This is a genomic window from Paraburkholderia sp. 40, assembly GCF_050434105.1.
Lineage (GTDB): Bacteria > Pseudomonadota > Gammaproteobacteria > Burkholderiales > Burkholderiaceae > Paraburkholderia > Paraburkholderia tuberum.
This window is the reverse complement of sequence record NZ_JBNPVY010000004.1, coordinates 1,395,747-1,421,746: the sequence shown is the minus strand read 5'-3', so window position 1 is coordinate 1,421,746 and position 26,000 is coordinate 1,395,747. Positions and strand designations below refer to the sequence as shown.

20 protein-coding genes and 1 pseudogene are annotated in these 26,000 nt (G+C 65.2%); 15 read left to right on the top strand and 6 right to left on the bottom strand.

Annotation, left to right across the window (positions count from 1 at the left end; translation table 11 throughout):
* The first annotated feature begins 250 nt into the window (after window positions 1-250).
* The 3 genes from OKW28_RS28080 (at window position 251) to OKW28_RS28070 (ending at window position 2,363) form a co-directional block, all read left to right on the top strand.
* Window positions 251-1,003 carry a hypothetical protein gene (locus OKW28_RS28080; protein ID WP_429450513.1) on the top strand — a complete coding sequence of 251 codons (753 nt, stop codon included), beginning with the start codon at window positions 251-253 and terminating at the stop codon, window positions 1,001-1,003.
* Window positions 1,003-1,299 (top strand): hypothetical protein, encoded by a 297-nt coding sequence (locus OKW28_RS28075; protein ID WP_184063824.1) that lies wholly within the window; start codon window positions 1,003-1,005, stop codon window positions 1,297-1,299. Before OKW28_RS28080 ends, OKW28_RS28075 begins: the two co-directional genes overlap by 1 nt.
* A gap of 560 nt (window positions 1,300-1,859) precedes the next feature.
* Entirely contained in the window at window positions 1,860-2,363 is a 504-nt protein-coding gene (locus tag OKW28_RS28070; protein ID WP_429450511.1) for a M48 metallopeptidase family protein, read from the top strand.
* Between the two features lie 38 nt (window positions 2,364-2,401).
* Here the strand turns inward: OKW28_RS28070 and OKW28_RS28065 are convergent, their stop codons facing one another.
* Window positions 2,402-4,738: an FdhF/YdeP family oxidoreductase gene (locus OKW28_RS28065; RefSeq protein WP_429450509.1), complete on the bottom strand. Its 2,337-nt coding sequence runs from the start codon at window positions 4,736-4,738 to the stop codon at window positions 2,402-2,404.
* A gap of 151 nt (window positions 4,739-4,889) precedes the next feature.
* Here OKW28_RS28065 and OKW28_RS28060 point away from each other — a divergent pair, with 151 nt between their 5' ends.
* Both OKW28_RS28060 and OKW28_RS28055 read left to right on the top strand, forming a co-directional pair.
* Window positions 4,890-6,323: a PLP-dependent aminotransferase family protein gene (locus OKW28_RS28060; RefSeq protein WP_429450507.1), complete on the top strand. Its 1,434-nt coding sequence runs from the start codon at window positions 4,890-4,892 to the stop codon at window positions 6,321-6,323.
* Window positions 6,324-6,371: 48 nt separating this feature from the next.
* The gene (locus OKW28_RS28055) at window positions 6,372-6,662 is read left to right on the top strand and encodes an ArsR family transcriptional regulator (RefSeq protein WP_429450505.1); all 291 of its coding nucleotides are present in this window, start codon (window positions 6,372-6,374) and stop codon (window positions 6,660-6,662) included.
* Between the two features lie 82 nt (window positions 6,663-6,744).
* On the opposite strand, the gene OKW28_RS28050 is transcribed toward OKW28_RS28055, so the two are convergent.
* Window positions 6,745-7,314 (bottom strand): lysozyme inhibitor LprI family protein, encoded by a 570-nt coding sequence (locus OKW28_RS28050; protein WP_429450503.1) that lies wholly within the window; start codon window positions 7,312-7,314, stop codon window positions 6,745-6,747.
* 304 nt (window positions 7,315-7,618) lie between these two features.
* Here OKW28_RS28050 and OKW28_RS28045 point away from each other — a divergent pair.
* The 8 genes and pseudogenes from OKW28_RS28045 to OKW28_RS28010 all read left to right on the top strand — a co-directional run.
* A pseudogene (locus OKW28_RS28045) lies at window positions 7,619-7,771 on the top strand (SH3 domain-containing protein); the annotation flags it as partial.
* Window positions 7,772-7,980: 209 nt separating this feature from the next.
* A complete protein-coding gene (locus OKW28_RS28040; protein ID WP_429450501.1) occupies window positions 7,981-10,296 on the top strand; it encodes a putative bifunctional diguanylate cyclase/phosphodiesterase in 2,316 nt (771 codons plus the stop codon).
* A 135-nt stretch (window positions 10,297-10,431) separates the two neighbouring features.
* Window positions 10,432-10,620, top strand: a complete 189-nt coding sequence (locus OKW28_RS28035; protein WP_429450499.1) for a hypothetical protein — start codon at window positions 10,432-10,434, stop codon at window positions 10,618-10,620.
* 169 nt (window positions 10,621-10,789) lie between these two features.
* Window positions 10,790-12,187, top strand: coding sequence for an FAD-containing oxidoreductase (locus tag OKW28_RS28030; RefSeq protein WP_429450497.1), 1,398 nt, complete (start codon window positions 10,790-10,792; stop codon window positions 12,185-12,187).
* A gap of 28 nt (window positions 12,188-12,215) precedes the next feature.
* Window positions 12,216-12,569: a cupin domain-containing protein gene (locus tag OKW28_RS28025; RefSeq protein ID WP_429450495.1), complete on the top strand. Its 354-nt coding sequence runs from the start codon at window positions 12,216-12,218 to the stop codon at window positions 12,567-12,569.
* A 144-nt stretch (window positions 12,570-12,713) separates the two neighbouring features.
* Entirely contained in the window at window positions 12,714-13,289 is a 576-nt protein-coding gene (locus OKW28_RS28020) for a TMEM175 family protein (RefSeq protein WP_429450493.1), read from the top strand.
* A 2-nt stretch (window positions 13,290-13,291) separates the two neighbouring features.
* A complete protein-coding gene (locus OKW28_RS28015) occupies window positions 13,292-14,098 on the top strand; it encodes a hypothetical protein (protein ID WP_429450491.1) in 807 nt (268 codons plus the stop codon).
* Between the two features lie 8 nt (window positions 14,099-14,106).
* Window positions 14,107-14,595 (top strand): metallophosphoesterase family protein, encoded by a 489-nt coding sequence (locus tag OKW28_RS28010; RefSeq protein WP_429450489.1) that lies wholly within the window; start codon window positions 14,107-14,109, stop codon window positions 14,593-14,595.
* A 66-nt stretch (window positions 14,596-14,661) separates the two neighbouring features.
* Here the strand turns inward: OKW28_RS28010 and proP are convergent, their stop codons facing one another.
* From proP to argA, 3 genes are all read right to left on the bottom strand, one after another.
* Window positions 14,662-16,131, bottom strand: coding sequence for a glycine betaine/L-proline transporter ProP (proP, locus tag OKW28_RS28005; RefSeq protein ID WP_090800879.1), 1,470 nt, complete (start codon window positions 16,129-16,131; stop codon window positions 14,662-14,664).
* Window positions 16,132-16,872: 741 nt separating this feature from the next.
* Window positions 16,873-17,145: an oxidative damage protection protein gene (locus OKW28_RS28000; protein WP_026225286.1), complete on the bottom strand. Its 273-nt coding sequence runs from the start codon at window positions 17,143-17,145 to the stop codon at window positions 16,873-16,875.
* Between the two features lie 74 nt (window positions 17,146-17,219).
* A complete protein-coding gene (gene argA, locus OKW28_RS27995) occupies window positions 17,220-18,608 on the bottom strand; it encodes an amino-acid N-acetyltransferase (protein ID WP_184070952.1) in 1,389 nt (462 codons plus the stop codon).
* Window positions 18,609-18,731: 123 nt separating this feature from the next.
* Between argA and OKW28_RS27990 the strand changes: the two genes are divergently transcribed.
* Window positions 18,732-18,947 (top strand): hypothetical protein, encoded by a 216-nt coding sequence (locus OKW28_RS27990; RefSeq protein ID WP_429450487.1) that lies wholly within the window; start codon window positions 18,732-18,734, stop codon window positions 18,945-18,947.
* Window positions 18,944-23,287, top strand: coding sequence for an ATP-dependent RNA helicase HrpA (hrpA, locus tag OKW28_RS27985; RefSeq protein WP_429450485.1), 4,344 nt, complete (start codon window positions 18,944-18,946; stop codon window positions 23,285-23,287). The genes OKW28_RS27990 and hrpA overlap by 4 nt, the downstream gene beginning before the upstream one ends.
* Before the next feature lie 149 nt (window positions 23,288-23,436).
* On the opposite strand, the gene OKW28_RS27980 is transcribed toward hrpA, so the two are convergent.
* Window positions 23,437-25,947: a YadA family autotransporter adhesin gene (locus OKW28_RS27980; RefSeq protein ID WP_429450483.1), complete on the bottom strand. Its 2,511-nt coding sequence runs from the start codon at window positions 25,945-25,947 to the stop codon at window positions 23,437-23,439.
* Window positions 25,948-26,000: the final 53 nt, after the last annotated feature.

Genomic DNA, 26,000 nt, shown 5'->3' with positions numbered 1-26,000 from the left:
GATAGGTTTCTCAGCGCCGCTCAATTGTGAAATTTCATTGTTGAATCACATAAGATGCGGGAATCATTTTTTATCTGACTTCATTTTGAGTTGCAATAAGAGGTCGCTGATCTTTTTGCAGGTAATGATGAATTTGAAGGTGCAGGTATACAGGCACGGGGTATAGCATCCGGCGCGTGACGCAACGTGGACTTTATTGAGATGGGTACATATTGCAGAATCGTGCCTGGTTAAATGACTGCGAGGCACGATGTCTTCACTTCTTCCCGGTGCTTACCACAACGTCTGTGAGAGGCGACACAAACATTTCTTCTGGCCGAGCCTTCACAAATCGCAATACCTTCACATCCAGTCTCCCTGGATGTTTGATGTGGTCCGGTGGTTTCATTTTGCGCTGCCGGCCAGCGCGACCCGCGATGGACACGACGACCTGGTCGAGGGCATGAAGGAGGCTCGCGCAGCGTGGCTGCAACACGCCCCATCCATACTGCTGTCCCATCAGTCGGACGAACTGCGCGACATGCTTGGTCGAAGTGACAACCGCTTTCATATGTACAGGATGACCAACCATCAGGTCGCCAAAGCCCTGTACGACGAAGTAAAGGTCGGCAACCTGCTGTTTGTGCCCGAGCGGGACGACATGCGCAAGTGTGTGGAGGCGATACGCAAGCAGCGGGAAAAAGGTTCGGGTCCAGCGCCTTCCCGCACACAACAACCGGCCGAGGCGGACATGGCAAGCGCTCTCCATGGCAACAGTCCGCGCGTGCCGCAGAATTTTGGCAATGCAAAGCCGTTCGAGTACGCACCGGACGCGCTGAGCGGCGATGTGCAGCAGATCGCGGCGCGCGGAGTCAGCGCTGCCGAGGAAACTGAGTGCGACGCGATATATCATGCGGAAATGACAGCGTGTTCTGCTGCTGGCGCAATATTCCAAGACCCGCGCACTTATGCGCTGTGCGCGCAACGGGCATTCGCGAATTACCAGACCTGTAGAGGTTATTGATGAGTCAACGACAAACCGCGTTTATCAGTTTTTTCGACGAACACACGGGACAGGTGAAATTCTGCGTTGTGCCGCGACAGTTCGTTCAAACCGCGATTGATCGCGTCATGGCAATCAGCGTGCCGCCGGATGCCGCTGAACACTCCGACGCTCCATTTACAGACGAGGACGCGCGGAAGCTGGGGGGCTTGGCGGTCCTGAGCCTTGCCGCTTCGAATCCTGACTTGAGGTCTCGCTTGCAGATCACGACTGAAGCCCCGATGGTCTGGACACCAGCGAAGCCGTCTGGCGAATAGTGCAATTCACACCCCGTAACCAGTGCCGATGATACTAAGCATGGTCGCCCCACAGTCATTCGTCATCTCATACAACGACGAACTTCAGCAATTCGAAATGTGCTCGCTCAAAGACTCAGATCTTGCGGAACTGCGCGAGAATGCCGTGGTAGCCGCCTTGGCGGCTTGACGCCATTCCAGGTGATGAACTGACAGAGAATGTCGCCAACCGCCTCGGGGCCTGGGCGCTTGGCATCCTCTGGATATATCACCCCGAAGTGAAGCAGCGTTCGCGCGTGAGGCCGGATCAGTTCCCTCTGCCGTAAGCCGTACCGCCTTAGCGGAGTCGGATTACTTGTCGCTCGACGTCAAGCATGCGGGGTGATTGATGCGATGAAGCGAGTGAATCAATTGCGCGGTGACGACAACGCCATCTTGCACGACGATGGAGGCGTTGAATCAGGCGGTGAAATCATCGACAACGTGCACGCCTACGCGCCTTAAGTCGTCCGGAAAGAATCAAACTTGTCGCCAGGCCGGACCATGCGTAACATCACCCTCGCCAACCTCACTCCGCCTTCATGTCCCCCCTCAAATACCTCGCCGGCTACCCCGCACCGTTGCAAGACAAGGTGAGAAAGCTGATCGCCGCCGATCAGCTCGGCTCCTACGTCGCGCAGAAGTACCCGAGTACGCACGAGGTGCAAACCGACCGCGCGCTCTACGAGTACTGCGCGGAACTCAAACGCGAACACCTGCGCAACGCCGAGCAGATCGACAAGGTCACTTTCGACAGCAAACTCGACGTGATGCGTCACGCGCTCGGCCTGCACACGAGCGTTTCGCGCGTGCAGGGCAGCAAGCTGAAAGCGAAGAAGGAAATCCGGATCGCGTCGTTATTCAAGGCCGCGGCGCCGGAGTTTCTGAAGATGATCGTCGTGCACGAACTCGCTCATCTGAAGGAGAGTGATCACAACAAAGCGTTCTATCGTCTGTGCGAGTTCATGCAGCCGGGTTATCACCAGATCGAATTCGATCTACGTCTGTATCTGACGCATCGCGATCTGGCGAAGAAGACCGTTTGAGGTATGCCGCGCGGCAGGCGCGACAAACGGAGCTGACTTCAAGCCGCCGGTTCCGAGGCATCCTCCACCATCGACGCCGTCAACAACACCGGAATCGACTTCGACGTCGGCGTACCCGCGCCATCTGCGATCGAGGAGAGCGGCACCAGCGGATTCGTCTCCGGATAATAAGCGCCGAGGCAGCCGCGCGGAATGTCGTACTCGACGAGCAGAAAACCGTCCACGCGTCGCTCGATGCCATCGGCCCACACGCTCGTGATATCGACGCGCTGACCAGCCGCGAACCCGAGCATCGCGAGATCGTCCTTGTTGGCGAACAGCACGCGCCGCTGTCCGTACACACCGCGATAGCGATCGTCGAGACCGTAAATCGTCGTGTTGTACTGATCATGTGAGCGGGTGGTCATCAGCGTCATCAGGCGTTCGCCATGTTGCTTCTTCGCCTGATGAATCGGCGTGTCGAGCGCGATCGCGTGGACGATGAACTGTGCCTTGCCGCTCGTCGTTTTCCAGATGCGATCGCGCGATGCGACGCCGAGATGGAAGCCGCCCGGCTTCTTCAGACGCTCGTTGTAGTCGTCGAAACCGTCGATCACCTTCTCGATGCCGTCGCGAATCAGCGCGTAGTCGGCCGCATGGGCGAGCCAGTCCACCTTGCCGCTGCCCAAAGTCGCATGCGCCATGCGCGCGACGATCGCCACTTCGGAAAGCAGATTGTCCGACGCCGGCTTGTTCATCCCATACGAGATGTGCACCATGCTCATCGAATCCTCGACGCTGACGCCTTGTGCCACGCCGTTCTGAACATCGATCTCGGTGCGTCCGAGCGTCGGCAGGATCAGCGCGTCGCGGCCATGCACGAGGTGGCTGCGATTGAGCTTCGTCGTCACGTGCACGGTCAGATCGCATGCGCGCATCGCGTCCCACGTGCGCGGCGTGTCCGGCGTCGCGATCGAGAAATTGCCGCCCAGCCCGATGAACACCTTCACCTTGCCGTCGAGCATCGCCTGAATCGTGTTGACGACGTCGAGTCCGTGCTCGCGCGGCGGCGCGAAGTCGTAGGCTGCGCCGAGCTTGTCGAGAAACGCTTCAGTAGGCTTTTCCTCGATACCGACCGTGCGGTCGCCCTGCACGTTCGAGTGGCCGCGCACCGGGCACAGCCCCGCGCCGCGCCGCCCGATATTGCCGCGCATCATCATCAGATTCGACAGCAGTTGTACCGTCGCGACCGAGTTCTTGTGCTGCGTGAGACCCATGCCCCAGGTCGAAATCACCGCGCGGCCCTTCACGTAGATATCGGCGAGCTTCAGCACCTCGTCGAGCGGCACGCCTGCCTCGGCGACGATCGTGTCCCAGCGCTCGGCGCGCAGATCGTCGGCGAATGCAGCGAAGCCGACTGTGTGCTGGGCGATGAAGCCGACGTCGAGCACGCGCTCGAGGCCCGACACGAGCGCTTCGTCATCCAGTTCGAGCACGCGTTTGGCGACGCCCTTGATCAGCGCGAAATCGCCACCGACCTTCGGACGGGTGAATACCGAGCTGATTTTCGTGCTGCCCATCGTCAGCATTTCGACCGGATGCTGCGGGCTCGCGAAGCGTTCGAGGCCGCGCTCCTTCAGCGGATTGATCGACACGATCGTGGCGCCGCGCTTCGCGCATTCGCGCAGCTCGCCGAGCATGCGCGGATGGTTGGTGGCCGGATTCTGGCCGAAGATCAGCAGCGTATCCGCGTGTTCGAAGTCATCGAGCGTGACCGTGCCCTTGCCGATGCCGACCGTGTGCGGCAGGCCACGGCTCGTCGCCTCGTGGCACATGTTCGAGCAATCGGGAAAATTGTTGGTGCCGTACATGCGCACGAACAGCTGGTACAGGAACGCGGCTTCGTTGCTCGCGCGGCCCGAGGTATAGAACGCGGCGCGATCAGGATCGTCGAGACGCTTCAGATGGCTCGCGATCAGCGCGAATGCGTCGTCCCAGCCGATCGGCACATAGCGGTCGCGCGCGGCGTCGTAGACGAGCGGATCGGTCAGGCGGCCGTGCTGCTCGAGTTCGAAGTCGGATTGCGTCATCAGCTCCGTGACGCTGTGCCGCTCGAAGAACGCGGGCGTCACGCGCTTGCCGGTCGCCTCGGCGGCCACGGCCTTCACGCCGTTTTCGCAGAACTCGAATGTCGACGCATGCTCGCGATCCGGCCACGCGCAGCCGGGGCAGTCGAAGCCGTCAGGCTGGTTCTGCTTGAGCAGCGTGCGGTAGTTGCCGCCCGCGACCTTTTCCTTGAGCAGGTTGATGGCGACATACTTCAGCGCGCCCCAGCCAGCGGCGGGGTGCTTGTACGGCTCGATGCGGGCTTCGGCTTGTGTTTCGTTCTTCTTCATGATGTGGCGGTGGACAGATTCGATAGGGTTTGCAGACCAATGCCGGAGAGCGTACTGTGTTCCACAAACTACGTCGGATACAGAAAATCGGAAAGAATAGGAGTACAGTTGCGCGACGATGCCTGAAGCCGCCCGAATCCACCCGAATCGCATGAAGCTCTACGAAAAGCTCGCCGACGAAATCACCGAAACCGTGCGCCGCGGCGTGTTCGCGGCCGGCGAGCGGATTGCGTCGGTGCGTCAGGCGAGCCAGCAGCACGGCGTCAGCATCAAGACGGTGCTGCACGCGTATGCGCTGCTGGAGAGCCGCGGCATCGTCGAGAGCCGGCCGCAGTCGGGCTATTTCGTGCGCGACGCGGCCGCGCGGGCGCTTGCGCCGGCGCCCGCCGCGGCCCGCGCGGGCCGCAAGTCCGCGCCGCCGCCGGTGCCCGCGACGGTCGACGTGAGCCGGCTCGTGCTGTCGACGCTACGCAGCATCCGCGCGCACGACGCCGTGCCGTTCGGCTCGCCGTATCCCGATCCGTCGCTGTTCCCGTGGCGGCGCATCAACCAGTACGCCAACGCGATCGCGCGGCGGCACGCGAGCTGGAATCTGATCGACGATCTGCCGCCGGGCAACCCCGAGCTGATCCGACAGATCGCGCGGCGCTATGCGGAAAACGGTCTACCGGTCGATCCGGGCGAAATCGTGATCACGCTCGGCGCGACCGAGGCGATCAACCTGAGCCTGCAGGCGGTCGCCAAGCCGGGCGACACCGTCGCGGTCGAGTCGCCGACCTACTACGCGATGCTGCACGCCATCGAGCGCCTCGGCATGCGCGCGATCGAGGTGGCGACGCATCCGGTCGACGGCATCGACATCGACGCGCTCGCGAAGGCGATCGCGCGGCAGAAGATCGCCGCGTGCATGGTGATGCCGAATTTCCAGAATCCGCTCGGTTTCTGCATGTCCGACGAGCGCAAGCGGCAACTGGTCGAACTGCTGGCCGCGCATGAGATTCCGGCGATAGAGAACGATGTCTACCAGGAGCTGTATTTCGGCGACACGCGGCCGTCGACGCTGAAGACCTTCGACACCCGGGGGCTCGTGCTGCACTGTGCGTCGTTTTCGAAAAGCCTGACGGCGTCGTACCGGATCGGCTGGGCGCTGCCGGGGCGCTATCGCGCGCAGGTCGAGAAGCTCAAGTTCCTGAATACGCTGACGACGCCGTCCGTACCCCAGATCGCGGTCGCCGACTATCTGCGTCAGGATGGCTACGACCGGCATCTGCGGCATGTGCGCCGCGTGTACCGGCAGCAGGCGAGCATCATGAGCGCGCTGGTGCTGCGCTTTTTCCCGGTCGGCACGCGCGTGTCGACGCCGCGGGGCGGCTATGTACTGTGGGTCGAGTTGCCCGTTGCGATCGATTCGATGCGGCTTTATCAGGCGGCGCTCGAACGCGGGATCACGGTCGGGCCGGGGATGATGTTTTCGACGCGCAACGATTTTCGGCACTTCATCCGGCTCAACTACAGCTATCCGTGGACCGCGCAGGCCGAAGCGGCGTTGAAGACGCTCGGTGAGCTGGCTACGGCGATGGCGTGACCGGCGCTACGGCGATGCAAAACGACACATCACGACAGGTAGACCGATATGGATGACGACGACATCGACCCGCAACTCGCCGCGATACTCGCGCAGCTATGGCGCGCGCATCGCGAGACACCCCGGCGCGCGTGGTCGCTCGCGAAGCTGTCGAAGCAGGCCGGCGTGCCGATGAGCAGCTTGCGGCGGCAATTGACGGTGCTCTCGGGAAGCCGTCTCGTCGATACGATGTTCCACGACGATGGCACCGGAGCCGCGTCGCTGAGTGAAATCGGTGCGCAGCTTTGCGCGGAGCTGTTCGGCACGAGCGAGGGCGGCGAGCCGTCGGCCGCCGACTGAGCTTCCCGGCGCAACTGCCACCGGCGCGCAATTGATCCGGCGCACGGGTTGATTGTTGTCGTAGTCAGCGCGCTCCGCCGTCTCATGGCCCGACGCTCGCCTGCACCTGCGGTTGTGATCGCGATGGCGCCATGTCCGCCGCCTCGAGCGTGGCGACGCCGCAGAACCAGTCGGCATCGCGCGGCTGATACTTCCACCGCTTGCTGGACTGCCCGATCACGCTCGCACACTGCTCGTTCACCACAAGATCGGGCTTCGCGGCCGTGCATTGCAGCGTCGACGGGTCGGAGTGCGCATCCACATCCACGGACGCCGCGTGCTGCGCGCCGCTCGGCAGGCTCGCCAGCAGTCGCTGCAATTCGTCGATACGCGTCGCGTACCACGTCCGCAGACACGCGGCGTCGCGGCAGTTCGCTTCGCGCCAGGCCCACTTGCTGTCGCTGTCGTCGATGAACGCGCGGCGCTGGGCGACTCGCCGACGTGCCTTCCAGTAGAGTTGGCCCAACGTGTCGTCGAGCGTCGACAGGGCGGCGTCGCCGCAAATCATGCGCTTGGCCGGCGAGCGGCCGCGCTGGCAATCGAAGCTCGCAGCGTTGGCGTACGGATGCGCGAGCAGGAGTCCGGCGATCAGGAGGGGACGGAAGAGGGTCATCAGGGTGTGGTCGGTGCATCGATTGGTCATGCCGCCGATGATCGACCGGTCGCGCGCCTCGCGGACGTCCGAACAACGCGGGAATTCGGGCGGGTCGTTACCAGATGTTGCCGCGCGGGCGACCGGCCGGGCGTGTGCCGTGTGCGAGCAGACGAGCGCGAGCCCGGTAGGGCGGCAGCACGAAGGCCCCGGTCGGCGCTCGCGCACCTTCGCGTGTCATGAAGTAGGCGCAACGTCTAAATATTGGAAGTGGGGGCACTTGGGCCGGCGTGGTCAAAGGCGACCATCGAAAGAGGGGGAACGAATGCAACGACGACTCGTGTTCGGTCTTTCCATGGCAGCGGACCTTCTGACTTTACCCGGCGCGGCCAGCGCGCAGTCACAGGCCTATACGAACAGCGGGTCCAACGTGCGCGCGGGCCCTGCGGCCGACTACCCGATCGTCGCGCAACTGCCGGCCCAGCGTCGAGCCGCTGCGGCGCCTGCGGGCCACGAACAGACGGCGCCCGCACTGCCGTCGCCCGTCGTACCGGCATCAACCGATGCTGGCACGCCACACCGGAGCCGTCCGCACGCGATGCATGGCAGATTTTCACGCTGGACTTAGCGTAAACCCCGGTGTGCCGCGTACACTAACTTGCCGATGTTGGGTGGGGGGGCGCAACTATGATTTGCGAAGCAGCATCACGTGGCACGACGACAGCCGCGCCGGAGGGCGCCCGCTACCGGCCGGAACGGGCCGAGGAGGTACTCGCGTCCGAGCGCAGCGTGTTGCGGCTGATCACCCGCAACACGCCGCTGCCCGAGCTGCTCGACGAGGTCTGCCGTCGCGCCGAGGCGCTGCTCGGCGACGGCGCGTGCTGCTCGATCCTGCTGCTCGACCCGGACGGCGTGCATGTGCGCGTCGGCGGCGCGCCGTCGCTGCCGCCCGCCTACAGCGCCGCGATCGAGGGCGCGGCGATCGGTCCGCGCGTCGGCTCGTGCGGCACGGCGATGTTCGAGCGGCGTCTGGTGATCGTCGACGACATCGAATCCGATCCGCTGTGGGAAAACTTCCGCGATTTCGCGTTGCCGCACGGCTTGCGCGCATGCTGGTCCGTGCCCTTCGAAAACGACGCGGGCATCGTGCTCGGCGCGTTCGCCGTCTACTACCGCGCCACCCGCTGTCCGACCCCCGAGGAAGAGGCGATGCTGCGCGACATCGGCAGCAGCGTCGGCCTCGCAGTCCATCAGGACGCGATGGCGCAGCGCCTCGCGCATAGCGAGGAGCGTCACCGGCTGGTCGTCGATCATCTCAGCGAGGGCATCGTCGTGCAGTCGCGCACCGGCATCGTGCTCGCCTGCAATCCGAGTGCGCAGCGCATGCTGCACGTGACACCGGAGGTCGTCGGCAGCAGCATGCGGACCGTGATGACACGCGCGTTCGGCGAGGACGGCTCGGTCATCGGCGAAGTCAACCGTCCGGTCTCGCAGGTCTTTGCGACCGGCAAGCCGATGCTCGGCGTGACGGTCGGCCTCGAACTCATCGGCGGCGAAGTCGTGTGGATCACGCAGAACGTCGTGCCGATCCTGCGGCCCGGCGACAGCGAGCCGGACTCCGTGCTGATTTCGTTTTCCGACATCGGGCCGGTGCGCGAGGCGCAGCGCCAGCTGAAGTACCTCGCCACGCGCGATTCGCTGACCGGCCTCTACAACCGCGCCTACCTGACCGAGCGGATGCGCGACCTGTTCGCGCCGCGCGCGGCCGGCGACCATGACGGCGAGCTCACCAGCGTCGCCGTGCTGTTCGTCGATCTCGACGGCTTCAAGAAGGTCAACGACACCGCCGGTCACGAAGCCGGCGACGCCTTGCTGTGCAGCGTCGCCGAACGGCTGTCGGCCTGCGTCGAGCGCGACGACACGCTGGCGCGAGTCGGCGGCGACGAGTTCGTGATCGTCGCCAGTGCGTACGGCAATACCGGCGAGCTGATCGGCCTCGCGCACCGCATTCTGGACATGATCGCGGTGCCGTTCGCGGTGGCGGGCAACGAGTACTACCTGGGCGCGTCGATCGGCATCAGCCTGTTTCCCGAAGACGGCCAGGACGTCGCGACGCTGATGCGCAACGCCGACTCGGCGATGTATCACGCGAAGCAGCGCGGCCGCAACAACTTCCAGTTCTTCACCGCCGAGCTGAATCAGCATCTGCAGCGGCGTTTCACGATCGAACAGTCGCTGCGACGCGCGCTCGCGGCGAATGAGCTGAGCCTCGTGTACCAGCCGATCGTCGATAGCCAGAGCGGCCGCACGATCGGTGCGGAAGCGCTGCTGCGCTGGTACAACAGCGAGCTCGGCAACGTGTCGCCGGGCGAATTCATTCCGGTCGCCGAGGATGCCGGGCTGATCGTCGAGATCGGCGACTGGGTGCTCGAGCACGCCTGCCAGCAGGTCGCGCAGTGGCGGCGCTCGCTCGCGCCGCATCTGATCGTCGCGGTCAATCTGTCGCCGCGGCAGTTCAACGACGGGCTGCTCGAGCGCATCGAACGTTGTCTTGCGCAGTCCGGGCTCGAACCGGCCGCGCTCGAACTCGAGATCACCGAGCGATTGCTGATGAGCGACAGCGATACCGTGCTGCCGATGCTGAGCGCGCTGAACGCAATGGGCGTGCGCGTCTCGGTCGACGATTTCGGCACCGGTTATTCGTCGCTGTCGTACCTGAAGCGCTTTCCGCTGCATAACCTGAAGATCGACCGATCGTTCGTCGCGGGGCTGCCCGATCATCGCGATTCGGTCGCGATCACGCAGGCGGTCGTCGCGATGGCGCACTCGCTCGGCATGAACGTGACCGCCGAGGGCGTCGAGACCGCCGAGCAGGCGGCGTTTCTGCGCGCGATCGATTGCGACAAGCAGCAGGGCTATCTGTACAGCCGGCCGGTCGGCGCGAACGCGTACGCGCGCACGCTGTACGACGCGCAGCTGATCGACATGGCGAAGGTGTCCTGATGCGATTGTTCAGATTGCCGAACAAGTGACTTCGCGTTGCCGCTATTTATCGGCGGCGACGCACTCCCTAAAATTCCCCCATCGAAACGTTATTGGTGCGTGGTGCCGAAGCGGCGCCCCGCAATGGGGGTCGTAATGTCAGAGTTGATCAGAAACCAGTTTTACCGGCCATCGGTCGTACTGCCGATGGTCGCGCTGATGCAGGTGATGGTGTCGCAGGACTTCAATCTCGGCCAGGTCGGCTGGGTGTTCGCGGCGCGCGGCGCGCAGGCCGCACTGCAACGTTCGCGCGAGTTGATTTGCGCGGTTCATTGCCACGCCTGAGATTTCCCGCGCAGCATACGCAGTAATCCCAACTGATTTTCGCCGCCTCGCGCGCGGCGCGTGGGAAGACGGGCTGTCGCCAAAGCGCCCGCACAACCAGACATGACATGGCAGCGCGTGGCACTAAGCGTAAGATGCTACGACCTGCACCCAGCCGGGGAGAGTTGCCATGCCACAGCACTTCGACGCAGTCGTGATCGGTACCGGACAAGGCGGTTCGCCGCTCGCCGTGCGCCTCGCTCAAAGCGGGCGCCGCACCGCGGTGATCGAACGCGCGGAGTTTGGCGGCACTTGCGTGAACGTTGGCTGCACGCCGACCAAGTCCTATGTGGCGAGCGCCCGCGCGGCGCACGTGGCGCGCCATGCGGCGGAGCTCGGCGTGCAGGTGGGTTCGGTCGGCGTCGATCTGGCGGCCGTGAAGGCGCGCAAGGACCAGATCATCGGAGAGGCGCGCAGCGGCGTCGAGAAATGGCTGCGCGGCACGGAAAACATCACGGTATTCACCGGCCACGCGCGCTTCACCGGCGCGCGCACGCTCGCTATCTGCGGGCACGACGGGGAATTGCTGAACGAGCTCAGCGCGTTCGAAATCTTTATCAACACCGGCACGCGCGCCGTCGTGCCGCCGCTCGAAGGCATTCAGCGGATTCCGTACTACACGAACTCGACGCTGCTAGAACTGAGCGCGTTGCCGGATCATCTGGTGATCGTCGGCGGCAGTTATATCGCGCTCGAATTCGCGCAGGTGTTTCGCCGCTTCGGGAGCCGCGTCAGTGTGCTCGTGCGCGGCGAGCGCGTGTTGAACCGCGAGGATGCCGATTTCGCGGAGTCGGTGCAGAAGGTGCTCGCGCGCGAGGGCGTCGAGTTTCATTTCGGCGTGCAGCCGACGCGCGTCGAGCCGCATGCGCATCGCGCGAACGACGTGTGCATCGGCTTCGAGCAAAACATCCCGGCCATGGAGGCGTCGCATCTGCTGTTGGCCACCGGTCGCAGGCCGAATACCGACGACCTCGGCCTCGACGTCGCCGGCATCGAGACCGACGGGCACGGCACGATCATCGTCGACGGCCAGCTGCGCACCAGCGTGTCGGGCGTGTGGGCGATCGGCGACGTGAACGGCCGCGGCGCGTTCACGCATACGTCCTACGACGACTACCAGATCGTCGCGGCGAACCTGCTCGACGGCGGCGCGCGCAGCGTCGACACGCGGATCATGACGTATGCGGTGTTCGTCGATCCGCCGCTCGCGCGCGTCGGCACGTCGGAGGAGGAGGTGCGCAACAGTGGCCGCGAAGCGCTGATCGCGACGATGCCGATGTCGCGCGTGGGCCGTGCGCGCGAGCGTGGCGAGACCGACGGCTTCATGAAGGCGCTCGTCGATGCGAACAGCAAACAGATACTCGGCGCGGCAATTCACGGCATCGAGGGCGACGAGGCGATCCATACGTTCGTCGACATCATGACCGCAGGCGCGCCGTATCCGACTTTGCAATACGCGATGCACGTGCATCCGACCATCAGCGAACTGGTGCCGACGCTGCTCGATGGGCTCAAGCCGATGCAATGAACTGCCTTGACGCTGGCGCGACACGCTGATGACAAGCTCGCTCAAACCCGCACGTAACAGCGGCAATCTTTTCGACATCGTCGCGCAGTTGGGGACGACGCCCGAGGAGCAGGTCGACGCGCTCGTCGAGCGGGGCGGCGTGACGATCGAGCGGATCGTCTCGACCGGGCAGGCGAGTCCGCCCGGTTTCTGGTACGACAGCCCGCGCGCCGAATGGGTCGTGCTGCTCACCGGCGCGGCGATGCTCGAATTCGACGACGACCCCGAGCCGCGGCCGATGAAGCCCGGCGATCACGTGCTGATCGAGGCGCATTGCCGCCACCGCGTCGCATGGACGAGCGACACCGAGCCGAGCGTGTGGCTCGCCGTCCATTACCCGTGAGCCGCGGCGGATCGAGCCATCCGCGCGGCCGGCTCTCGCGCATCGACAAATCCTCACACCATCACCGATAATCGGCAGCGGCGCGGCCCGCGCGCAAGGCGAGGGCGGGCTGTGCGCCCCACCGCATTGATCTTCGGGACTCGCATGGGCAAGGGACGCGTCGAAGCCTTCAGCGATGGCGTAATCGCCATCATCATCACGATCATGGTGCTCGAGCTGAAGGTGCCCGAAGGCCACGATCTCGCGGCGCTGCGCCCGGTCGTGCCGGTGTTCTGCGCATACGTGCTGAGCTTCGTGTACGTCGGCATTTACTGGAACAATCACCATCACATGTTCCATGCGGCGCAGAAGGTCAACGGCAAGGTGTTGTGGGCGAACCTGCATCTGCTGTTCTGGCTATCCCTCTTGCCGGCCGTGACGCACTGGGTCGGCGAAAACCATCTGGCCGCGTGGCCGACCGCGATGTACGGCATCGTGCTGTTCATGGCGGCGATCGCGTATTTCATCCTGACGCGCACGCTGATTTCGCAGCATGGACACGACTCGACGCTGGCCAAAGCGCTCGGCAACGACTTCAAGGGCAAGGTCTCCGTCGTCATTTACCTGACCGGCATCGGGCTCGCGTTCGTCGTGCCGTGGGCGTCGGCGGTGCTGTACGCGCTCGCCGCCGCGTGGTGGTTCGTACCGGACCGTCGCATCGAACACGTGCTGGAGGCCTGAGCATGCCGCTCGCGCTGAAGCTCGTGCTGGTGCCGGCCTTTCTCGCCGCGCTGACGGCGGCCGCGCGCGTCTGGGGGCCGTCGGTCGCGGGATGGCTCGCGGGACTGCCGGTCGTCGCCGGACCGATCATGCTGCTGCTCGCAGTCGAGCGCGGGCCGGCGTTCGCGGCGCAGGCGTCGGCGGCGTCGGTTGCGGCGATCGCCGCATCCGAGGCATTCAATCTTGCTTATGGATGGAGCTGCCGACGCTTCGACTGGCCGCTCGCACTGGCCGCGGGCATGGCCGGCTGGCTCGGCGCGGGACTGCTGATCGTGCGGATGCCCGGCTCGCTTGGGTGGGCGCTGGCGGCGGCGTGCGCGGCCGTCGCGGTGTCGCAGAGCTGCTTGCCGCGCGCGACGGGCCATGTGCCGGCGGCGCGCGTCGGGCGTGCGGATCTGGCCGTGCGGATGCTCGCGGGCGCATTGCTGACGCTCGCGGTGACGGCCGCCTCGGCATCGATGGGCGCGGCGTGGAGTGGCGTGCTGTCGGTGTTTCCGCTGCTCGGCATCGTGCTCGCGGTGTCGGCGCAGCGTGCGCATGGCGCGGACTTCGTGGCGCTGCTGATGCGCGGCATGGTGGTCGGGCGCGGCTCGTTCGCGGCGTTCTTCGCGGTGACGGCGATGCTGCCGCCGCAGTACGGTGTGGCGACGGGGTTTGCGTGCGCGGCGGTGGTGTCGGTCGTCGTGCAGGGGTTGACGCGGCGCATGCTGGCTGGCCAGCGCCGTGCTCAGGCGGCGGCGCGAGAGTTTGCGCAGCCGCAGACCGAGTGAGACTGCGCATGACTTCACATCGCTCACCTTCGACCGCTACCCGCATCGGGCTCATCTCGGATACGCACAACCTCGTGCGTCCGGAAGCGTTGCGCTATCTCGACGGCTGCGACGCGATCATTCACGCGGGCGATATCTGCAACCCGGACGTGCTCGACGCGCTCGCGCGGATCGCGCCGCTCACCGCGGTGCGCGGCAACAACGATACCGGTGACTGGGCCGCGTCTCTACCGACGCATGCGCGGCTGACGATCCAGCAGGTGACGATTCTGGTCGTGCACGACATCGCCGAGCTGGGCTGCGTGCCGCAGCACGATGGCATTCGCGTCGTGGTGAGCGGCCACTCGCACAAGCCGTCGATCGCCCAGCGCGACGGCGTGCTGTACGTCAATCCTGGCAGCGCGGGGCCGCGGCGCTTCAGGCTGCCGGTGTGCGCGGGCACGCTGACCGTTGAAGGCGCGCAGGTTGGCGCGACGTTCGATTCGCTGCTGACGTAAAAAAGCGGGCCGGCGAATGTCGCCGGCCCGCTTCAGAAACTACGCCTGACGTGATGACTGCGCAGGTCAGGCACGCGCGGTCGCAGCCGCCGCGAACCGTTCATCCATCTCCTCGGCCTCGCGCTCACCGCGCAGCACCGCGTGCGCTTCAGCGCGCGTCGCGACGCACGGACCCGAGCCGAGCAGCGGCTTGCGCGCGGTTTCGCGCAGCGCGAGCACCGACACGATGCCGATCAGCGATGCGCCCATCAGGTAGTACGCGGGCATCATCAGATTGCCGGTCCGGTCGACGAGCCATGCGGTCACGAGCGGCGTCGTGCCGCCGAATAGCGACACCGAGATATTGAAGCCGATCGCGAGCGCGCCGTAGCGGATCCGGGTCGGGAACAGCGCCGGCAGCGCCGACGGCATCACCCCGGTGAAGCACGACAGCAGCACGCCGAGAATCATCAGACCGCCGAACACGGGCAGCACCGTACCCATCCGAATCAGCAGCAGCGCGGGAATCGACAGCGCGAACAGACCGACGCAGCCGAGCAGCATCACGGGCTTGCGGCCGATCGCATCGGACAGACGGCCCGCGGCGAGCGTCATTGGCATCATCAGGATCATCACGAGCAGCACGAGGAACAGACCGTGCGTTTCGTTGAAGTGCAGCGTGGCGGACAGATAGCTCGGCAGATACGACAGCGCCATATAGTCGGTCACGTTGAAAATCAGCACGAGGCCGACACACAGCAGCAGCGGCTTCCACTGCTGCACGAGCAGCTGGCGCAACGACTGGCTGGGCAGCGCGCGGTCCTCGGCTTCGCGCTCTTCGGCCTGTTTCTTGAACGCGGGCGTTTCCTCGAGCTTCATGCGGATGTAGAGACCCACCAGGCCGAGCGGTCCGGCGATCAGGAACGGTACGCGCCAGCCCCAGGACAGCAGCGCGTCGTTCGACAGCGTCGCCGTCAGCAGCGCGACCGTGCCCGCGCCGAGCACGTAGCCGATCAGCGTGCCGAACTCGAGAAAGCTGCCCATGAAGCCGCGGCGCTTGTCGGTCGAGAATTCGGCGATGAAGGTCGCGGCGCCGCCGTATTCGCCGCCGGTCGAGAAGCCCTGCACGAGGCGCGCAAGCAGCAACAGCGCCGGCGCGAGAATGCCGATCGTCGCGTAGTTGGGGATCAGGCCGATCGCGAAGGTGCCCGCGGCCATCATGATCATCGTCATTGCCAGCACGCGCTGACGGCCGATGCGGTCACCGAGCGGCCCGAATACCATGCCGCCGATCGGCCGCACGAGAAACGCCGCGGCAAACGTGCCGAAGGTCGCAATGAGTTGCGCCGATGGGCTCGACGAGGGGAAGAACACCTTGCCGAGCGTGACCGCGATGTAGCTGTACACGCCGAAATCGAACCATTCCATCGCGTTGCCGAGCGCCATGGCGCCGACGGCCCGTTTCAGGAGGGAGTGATCGACGACGGTGATGTCGTCGAGGGAAAGACGCTGTTCCGGTTTGTGATGTCGCCAGAAGCCGTTGCTGGAAGCGGTCAAGGTTGAAACTCCAATGACTGCGACGAAACTCGTGATGCGTTCCGCCACGGTTGCTGGGAAGTGTAATTTCGTGAGCAAGGCGAGGCTATTCGCGGCACCGGTTATCCGGCGGCGGAACGGATGGCGAAAAGAAGCAAACGCCCGTGCCTCGCGGTAAGTTCGCGAAAAAACACTCAACTAGATTGTGCTGACTGTTGCACCTGCGTGGCCGTGGAAGGGGGGCAGATGCATGAGGGACGCGGGGCTGGCGGGAAACTGACCCATGCGCCGCTGAAGGCTTGAAACGAAAAAGGCCGGTCTTGAATTTTCCGCCTTAGGCGGGGAAACGACCGACGAGCCTTCTTGTTTAAAAACAGTTCAATCCAGGATGGCGCGTGCGCGGAAAACACACGATGAACCAACTTGAAAGAACACGAATGAAGGTGAATTGCGGCTGAAACGAGGGCACATGTTAGCACGATGCCAGAGGATCATGCAAATCGGCGGTGCGAGGCAGGGCCGCCAATGGGACTCGATCCATTGCGGGACGGGAGATCTGGCGGGGTCGGAACGGCCCTGAAAAAACGGACCGCGTAGAACATTGGCGAGCGCTTCTTGAGGCGAAGACGATGCGAGCGGCGGGCGCGATGCGCGGCCGATGTTGGTGCGAAAAAAAATCCGCGCTCGCGGCGCGGACTTTCAGGCGTGTGTTTGCTCGGTTTGGGCGACGCGTTGTGTCGTGTCGTCCTCGACGAGGCTAGCTCAGGCCGACGGCGGCACGTAGCCCGACGCGGTATCCGCGCCTTCGCCGAAGAAGAACTTTTCGGTCTGCTTCATCAGATACTGCCGCGCGCGCGGATCTGCCATGTTCAGGCGGTTTTCGTTGATCAACATGGTCTGCTGCTTCAACCAGCTCTGCCAGGCTTCCTTCGAGATACTTTCGTAGATCCGCTTGCCGAGTTCGCCCGGCAGCGGCGGGAAATCGAGGCCTTCGGCTTCCTTGCCGAGCTTCGCGCATTGAACCATACGAGTCATGCTGTGCTTCTCCTGTAATCGATGTGGGGCGGGCAGACGCCGGTTCGGATCAGATGGGGGCGATCACGAAGTACTCAAAGCTGTTTCATCAGCACGAGCGATTTGCGCTGCCAGTTATAGAGTCGGCGGCGGTCTTCGGGCAAGTCGTCGACCGTAACCTTGACGAAGCCGCGCTTCAGGAACCAGTGTTCGGTGCGCGTGGTGAGCACGAAAATGCGCGTGAGGCCGCGTGCCCGCGCGCGCTGTTCGATGCGCTTGAGCAGGCGCTCGCCGTCGCCGGTGCCTTGAGCTTCGGGCGCGACGGTCAGGCACGCCATTTCGCCGATGCGCTCCTGCGGATACGGATACAGCGCCGCGCAGCCGAACAGCACGCCGTCGTGCTCGATCACCGAGAAATGGTCGATATCGCGTTCGATCTGGTGACGGCCGCGTCGTACCAGCGTGCCGTCTGTTTCGAGCGGCTCGATCAGGGCGAGAATGCCGCCGACGTCGTCCGGCGTTGCTTCGCGCAGGCTTTCGAGGTTCTCGTACGAAATCATCGTGCCGACGCCATCGTGCAGGAACAGTTCGAGCAGCAGGCTGCCGTCGAGCGCGTACGGGATGATGTGCGCACGCGGCACGCCGCCGCGGCAGGCGCGGATCGAATGCTTCAGGTAGAACGCGGCGTCGCCGGTCACTTCGCCGCTTTCGTGCAGCTTGTAGGCGTCGTCGAGCGATAGTTCGCGGATCAGCTCCGTGCCGCTCTCGCCGGTTTCCATCAGGCCCGGCGTTTCGGTCAGGAACACGATCTTGTCGGCGCGCAGCGCGATCGCCGCGGCCGAGGCCACGTCTTCCATCGACAGATTGAATGCCTCACCGGTGGGCGAGAAGCCGAGCGGCGACAGCAGCACGAGCTTGCGGCTCGCAAGCGAGTGTCGGATCGAATCCGCGTCGATCTTGCGCACGAGGCCCGTGTGCTGGAAGTCGACGCCGTCCAGAATGCCGACGGGGCGCGCCGTCACGAAGTTGCCCGATACGACGCTGATGTGCGCGTGCGCCATTGGCGTGTTCGGCAGCCCCTGGCTGATCGCCGCTTCGATGTCGAGACGCACTTCGCCGGCCGCCTCCTTCGCGGACTCGAGCGCGCGCGCGTCGGTGATGCGCATGCCGTGTGAAAACTCCGATTCGACGCCGTGCAGGCTCATCTGCTCCTCGACCTGCGGGCGCGAGCCATGAACCAGCACGATCTGGATGCCCATTGCCTGCAGAAGCGCGATGTCCGACACGAGCGCATTCAGCAGCCCCTGATGCACCACTTCGCCGCCGAAACCCACGACGAATGTCTTGTTTCGGAACGCGTGGATATACGGGGCGACGGAACGCATCCAGTCGACGAATTGCGCGTGCTGGGCGAGGGTTTCCGGCGAGTCGGCGGGGGCCGGGACGCTCGCGGGCGCGGGGACGAGGTCGGTTTGGGAATTCATGCCGGGGATTATAATGCGCCCCCATGTCGAATGTACCCAAAAGTCCCGCTGGGGCGAACGAGAAACCGGCGTCGGCCGGCGAGCCGGCTAACCCCGGCGATACGATGCGCCGCCCAGCGCAGGATGCGAGACCCGATCAGGCGCGTGACGCGCGTCGGGGGGCGGGCGCGTCTGCGCGAAAGGTGCCGCCTGAAGGGGGCAGTGCAGGTCGAAATGGTCGCGAAGAGCACGCTGGCGCGCGTGACGAACGGCGCGGTGAATCCCGCGATGAATCGGACGAAGCGTCTGGTGCGAAGCGGGACGGTGGGGCTCGTGGCGAGCAACGTGGCGCTTCGTTGAGCGAGCAGCTTGGCCAATTCCGTACTGCACTTCATGACGCGGCCCGTGAGCAGCAGAGCGATGGGCCGGACAGCGGGCAGCGGGGTGGGCCGCAAGGCGAGCGCCGCAATACGCCTTCGGCCGCGCCTCGCGGTGAGCATGGCCAGCAGGCTCGCGACGAGGAAGGTGATGCGCGGCAAAGCGAGCAGCGGAATGAAATCCGCGACGCGCGCTCGGACACGCCTCGCGTTGAACAGCGTCGTGCGTCTCGCAACGAACAGGGAGATCGCGGGCCACGTCGCGAGCAACGCGGATCGACCCGCGGCGAGCAACGTCACGGATCGCGCGACAAACAATCGGGCGAGCCGCGCAAGGAGCCTCGCGCGCCGCGCGAAGCGCGGCCGTCGCGGGTCGTCGAGCCGAATCCGATTCCACCGGTCACGTTCCCCGAAGCGCTTCCTGTCTCCGGTCGTCGCGACGAGATCGCGCGGGCGATCGCGGAGAATCAGGTCGTGATCGTGTCGGGCGAAACCGGCTCGGGCAAGACCACGCAGTTGCCGAAAATCTGCCTCGCGCTTGGCCGTGGTCTCGGTGCCGGCGGCAATGGTCTGATCGGCCATACGCAGCCGCGCCGGATCGCCGCGTCGGCGACCGGGCGCCGTATCGCCGAGGAACTCGGCACGCCGTTCGGCGAAGTGGTCGGCTATAAGGTGCGCTTCAACGACAACCTCGCGCCGGGCGCATCGGTCAAGCTGATGACCGACGGCATTCTGCTTGCGGAAACGCAGACCGATCCGCTGCTGAATGCCTACGACACGCTGATCATCGACGAAGCACACGAGCGCAGCCTCAACATCGATTTTCTGCTCGGCTACCTGAAGGAGATTCTTCCCAAGCGTCCCGACCTGAAGCTGATCGTCACCTCGGCGACGATCGACGCCGACCGTTTTGCGCGTCATTTCGGCAGCGACGACAAACCCGCGCCGGTGATCGAAGTGAGCGGCCGGATGTATCCGGTCGAGGTACGTTACCGTCCGGTCGTCGAGGACAGCCCGGCGGTCAAGGCGGCGCAAGGGACCTCGGGTGCAACCTCGTCTGGCCGCGAGCGCCCGAAGACGCAGCGCGAGACTGATCGTGATCTGATGGAGGCGATCGTCGACGCTGTCGACGAACTGTGCCGCGAAGGCCCCGGCGACGTACTGGTATTCCTGCCCGGCGAGCGCGAGATTCGCGACGCCGCCGAGGCGCTGCGCAAACATCATCCGCCCCACACGGAGATCCTGCCGCTGTTCGCGCGGCTCTCGGCCGCCGAGCAGGAGCGCGTGTTCCGCGCGTCGAACGCGCGCCGCATCGTGCTCGCGACCAACGTCGCCGAAACTTCGCTGACGGTACCCGGCATCCGCTACGTGGTCGACACCGGCCTTGCGCGCGTGAAGCGCTACTCGTATCGCAACAAGGTCGAGCAGTTGCAGGTCGAGTCGATTTCGCAGGCCGCCGCGAACCAGCGCGCGGGGCGTTGCGGTCGGGTCGCCGATGGCATCTGCATTCGTCTGTATGAGGACAGCGACTTCCAGGGCCGCGCGCGCTTCACCGATCCGGAAATTCTGCGCTCGTCGCTTGCTTCGGTGATTCTGCGCATGAAGTCGCTGCATCTGACGGCGATCGAAACCTTCCCGTTTATCGAACCGCCGCCGGGCCGTGCGATTTCCGATGGCTACCAGTTGCTCAACGAGCTCGGCGCCGTCGACGACGACACCCACCTGACGCCGCTCGGCCGCGAACTCGCGCGACTGCCGCTCGATCCGCGCGTTGGCCGCATGATCCTCGCCGCGCGCGACCAGCAGGCGCTGAAGGAAGTGCTGATCATCGCGAGTGCACTGTCCGTGCAGGACCCGCGCGATCGCCCGATCGAAGCGCAGGAGCAGGCGGACCAGGCGCATCGCCGGTTCGCCGACGAGCGCTCCGAATTCCTGCAGTGGCTGAAGATCTGGAACTGGTTCGACGAAGCGATCGCGCACAAGAAATCGAACCGGCAACTGCAGGACGAGTGCCGCAAGAACTTCCTGTCGCAACTGCGGCTGCGCGAATGGCGCGACGTCCACTCGCAACTGCTGACGGTGGTGCGCGAGCACGGCTGGCGGCTGAACGAAGCGGAGGCGACATTCGAGCAGATCCATCTGGCGCTGCTGACCGGTCTGCTCGGCAACATCGGCCTGAAAGCCGACGACGAGCCGTACTACCTCGGCGCGCGCGGCATCAAGTTCTATTTGTGGCCCGGCTCGGCGCTCTTGAAAAAAGCAGGCAAGTGGGTGATGGCCGCCGAGCTCGTCGAAACGAGCCGTCTGTACGCGCGCTGTATCGCGAAAATCGAGCCGGAGTGGGTCGAGAAGGTCGGCGCGCATCTGCTCAAGAAGTCGTTGTCCGAGCCGCATTGGGAAAAGCGCGCGGCGCAGGTGTCCGCGTTCGAGCGCGCGATGCTGTACGGCCTGCCGATCTATCACCGGCGGCGCGTCGCATTCGGCAAGCAGGACCCGGCGCGGGCGCGCGAGTTGTTCATTCGCGGTGCGCTCGTCGAAGGCGAGTTCGACACGAAGCTTGCGTTCTTCGCGCACAACCGCAAGTTGCTCGCGGACATCGAGCAGCTCGAGCACAAGTCGCGCCGCCAGGACGTGCTGGTCGACGACGAATTGATCTACGCGTTCTACGATCAGGCGCTGCCGGACGGCATCCATACCGGCGCCGCGTTCGAGCGCTGGTATCGCGACGAGGTCGAAAAGAGCGGCCAGGCGGAGGACAAGCTGCGGCTGTTGTATTTGTCCCGAGACGATCTGATGCGGCACGAGGCGGCGGGTGTCACGACGGATCTGTTCCCTAAGCGGCTGACGATGGCGGGCATCGAGATGGCGCTGACCTACCACTTCGAGCCGGGCACGCCGCGCGACGGCGTGACGCTCGCAGTGCCGCTGTACGCGCTGAACCAGGTCGACGCGCGCCGCTGTGAGTGGCTCGTGCCCGGGATGCTGAAAGAAAAGGCGCAGATGCTGCTGAAGTCGCTGCCGCAAAAGCTGCGTCGGCATTGCGTGCCGCTCCCCGAGTACGCGGCGGGCTTCGCCGAACGGCACGGCGCACAGCGCTTCGGAGGAGGGGGCTTGCTCGAGGCGCTGATCGCCGACCTGCGCGAGCAGACCCAGGTCACGATGAAGCAGTCCGACTTCAAGCTCGAGACGCTGCCCGCGCATCTGTTCATGAACTTCAAGGTCATCGACGAACATGGCCGGCAGCTCGCGATGGGGCGAAATTTGTCGCAACTGCGCGCCGAGCTCGGCGCTCAGGCGCAGCAGCATTTCCAGAAGCTCGTTTCGGGCGCGGCGGGCGCCGCCTTGGCCGACGCGGGCGGCGGTGTTGCGGCACCTGCACGCTCTCCAGATTTGGCTCAGAGTGGCGCGTCGCGCGGCAAGGGCGCGGCCGCGCCGCAATCCGCGACACCCGAAGGCGCACCAGCCACCGCGCTCTATGAAAACCTGACCACGTGGAATTTCGGCAAGTTGCCCGAGTTGCTCGAAATTCGCCGTGGTGGTCAGACGCTGTTTGGCTACCCGGCGCTCGTGGACCGTGGCACCCATTGCGACGTCGAGGTGTTCGATTCGCCGGAAGAAGCCGCGCGGATTCATCGGGCGGGCTTGCGTCGGCTTTTCGCGCTGCAGTTGAAGGAGCCGATCAAGTATCTGGAGAAGAATCTGCCGGGCCTGCGCGAAATGGCCATGCAGTTCATGCCGCGAGGCACGCAGGAGGAACTGCGCGATCAGCTGATCGACACCGCACTCGACCGCGCGTGTCTGCAGGATCCGCTGCCCGACGACGATGCGAGCTTCCATGTCCGCCGCGACGAAGGGCGTAGCCGCCTCACGTTGCTCGCGCAGGAAATTTCGCGGTTGGTCGGTCAGATTCTTGGCGAATACGCGAGCCTGACGAAGAAGCTCCTGCAGGCGAAGCCATTCGCGGCCGCGTACACCGATCTGCAGAATCAGCTCGATGCGCTGATCGGCAAGCGTTTTGTCGTCGATACGCCGTATGCCCAACTCGCACATTTCCCGCGTTATCTGAAGGGGATGGCGCTGCGTATCGACAAGCTGCGCGCGGACGCCATACGCGACGCGCGCCAGTTCGCCGAATTCCAGCCGCTGCTGCAGCACTATCAGCGCGCGATGTCGCAGCGCGGCGGCATCGTGGATCCGCGGCTTGCGGAATTCCGCTGGCTGCTCGAAGAATTGCGCATCTCGCTGTTTGCGCAGGAGTTGCGCACCCCGATGCCGGTTTCGGTGAAGCGCCTGCACAAGGTGTGGGAGTCGATGCAGCGCTAAAGCCAGGGCGCTCGCTCGCGGACGCTGGACACTGGGTGTGCACCGCGGCCGATGAGCGGGCCCGCGCACCGGTGCGCGCGGGGTACACCGAGCGTCCTTTGAACGCCGTCGCGGCCGGACTCGGTCCGATACGTTCGCACGAGCTGATTTCACCAATGCATCCCCGCGCCGATCGATGCGCCGAACTGTCGGCGAGAGTCGGTGCTGCCTTGGACCTTGTAGATCCATTTGCCGGTGTCCGACAACTGCGACACGCTGATTGCGAGCGCAGATTGACCGCCGTACGTGCCACCCGCCATGGCGACCATGCCGTGTCCCGGCAGGACCGCTTGCGGCAAAGCTGCCATCGCGAGCGCCGATGCCGTGCCCCCGTAGCTGTCCCGACGGGCGGAGCGGATCTGGTCGTCGGTATAGCGATTCGACGCGCTGATCGCGCCGCTCACGCTTTGCTGCAACTGATTGACGTTGACCGCGTCGGTGCCTCGTACGCCGGCCGCGACGTTGGCGATCTGGCGTTCCTGGCCCGCCGCGCCAACCGATACCGTGTTCGCTCGGTCGGCGACGGAGCCCTGGCCTAACGCCACCGAGTTGTCGGCGCTCGCGCTGGCTGCGGCACCGACCGCCGTCGCGTTGTTGCCGCTGACGATGGCGTTCGCTCCGATGCTTGCCGCGTTGGTGCCGCTTGCTTGTGCATTCGCTCCGACGGCAATCGCGTTCGTACCGGCCGCCTCTGCGTTCGCACCCTCGGCGACCGTGTTGACGCCGCTCGCCCGCGCGTTCGCCCCGGCCGCAATCGCGTGCGCGCCGGACGCCTGCGCGCTCTCAGTCGCGCTATCGCCTGCCGCGCTGAACAACGGGTCGGCCGAGCCGATCGTCGCGTTATTGATCGCGCCTTCGAGCGCCGCGTTCAGCTGACCGAGGTTGACCGCGTCGGACGCCTGTACGCCGTCTGCGACGTTGTGGATGACGGTGCCCTCCGTGGTATCGCCGCCGAGCGTAACGCTGTTCCGGTTGATGCTGCCGTCGGCGTTCGTGTCGTACATGACCGCGCCGTCGAGCTTCGCTGCGGTCGCGCTGCTCTGGTCGCTCACCGCTTTCAGCTGGGCGACGTTGACCGCATCGGTGTCGGCGGTGCCAGCCGCGACGTTGGTGATCTGGCGCTCGTTGCCCGTTGAACCGACCGACACGGTACCCGCGCGATCGGCGATCGAGCCCTGGCCGAGCGCGACGGAGTTTGCAACTAGCGCGCTCGAGTTAGATCCGAGCGAAAGTGCGTTGTCGGCGGTTGCGCTGGCACCGGAGCCGAGCGCGAGGGCGCCGGCGCCGTTCGCCGTGGCGTTGGAGCCGAGCGCCGTCGCACCGGAGCCGTAGGCCGACGCTGACGCGCCCAGCGAGGTCGCGTCGGCCGTGCCGGCGACGGCGCCCGCGCCGATCGCGGTCGAGTCGGTTGCGCTGGCGCTGGCGCTGGTGCCGAATGCGGTTGCGTTGCTGCCCATAGCGCTGGCATTGCTGCCCGCGGCAAGCGCGTGCGTGCCGTCTGCGAGCGCCTCGTTGGAGCCGTCGGCCGGGTCAGCAGCGCTGAAGTAATGCAGCGCGCTGCTTTGAGCGAGTGCATCGACCTTGTTGTCGACCGCGCTCAACTGGCTCACGTTGACCGCGTCGGTGGGCGCGGCGCCCGCGGCGACGTTAGTCAGGCGACGCTCGTTGTTCGCCGAGCCGAGCGAGACTTCGCCCGTCGCGCTGGAGGCCGCGATCGGGGTGGCGCCCGTTCCCACGGGCACAAACGCGCTTTGCGACAGGTCCGTCGTGGTGCTGGCGTTGGCGCCTAGCGCGACGCTATTGTCGGCGCTCGCGTTTGCGTTGCTGCCGAGCGCGATCGCGCCGGCTCCCGCGGCCGTTGCGCCGAAGCCGATTGCGCTGGCGTAGGCGCCGCGTGCCTGCGCGGCAACGCCGAGGGCGATGGCGCCGACGCCGCTGGCGACGGCATTACTGCCAAGCGCGACGCTCGAGTCCGCGAGCGCCGAGGCCCATGCTCCGGCGGCGAGCGAGTTGGCGCCTGCGGCCTGCGCGACGTAGCCGAGCGCGGTCGATCCGACGCCGGTTGCCGTGGATAGGGAGCCGAACGCGGAGGCGGCCGAGTCCGCCGCTATTGAACCGGAGCCCGCTGCGACCGAGTCGACGCCAAGCGCCGACGCGTTCAGACCGACCGCGGTCGCGCGTTCCGCTTGCGCATTCGCATAGGGCCCGAAGGCGCTCGCGCCTTCGCCTTGTGCAGAAGAGGAGAGGCCCATGGCGACGGCGCTATCGCCCTGCGCCGTGGCGTTCGCCCCTACCGCGATCGCGCCGTCGTTTTGCGCGTTCGCCTGCGAGCCGACCGCCAGCGATGAGTTGCCGCTTGCGGTGGCCTGTGCGCCTATCGCGACCGCGATGTCGCCGGGCGCGCTGGCCGTGCCCACCTCGACGGAATCGACGCCGGCGCCTGTCGCTTCCGTGACGTAAAGGGCCGCCGCCGCTATTGCAACACCCGCGGTACTTCGAACCGCCCGGGCGATGCTTTTCTGGCGCGCGGAAGCACGGTGTTTTTGCAGGCAGGCAGTTCGCGGCGCTGCGACTTTTATTTGAGACGTGGTATGGCGAATTATCGAAATATTCTTGTTCATCAATTAAAAGTCCTCCGCATTATCGTAGTTAGTGGCACGCAGCGCGTATTCCG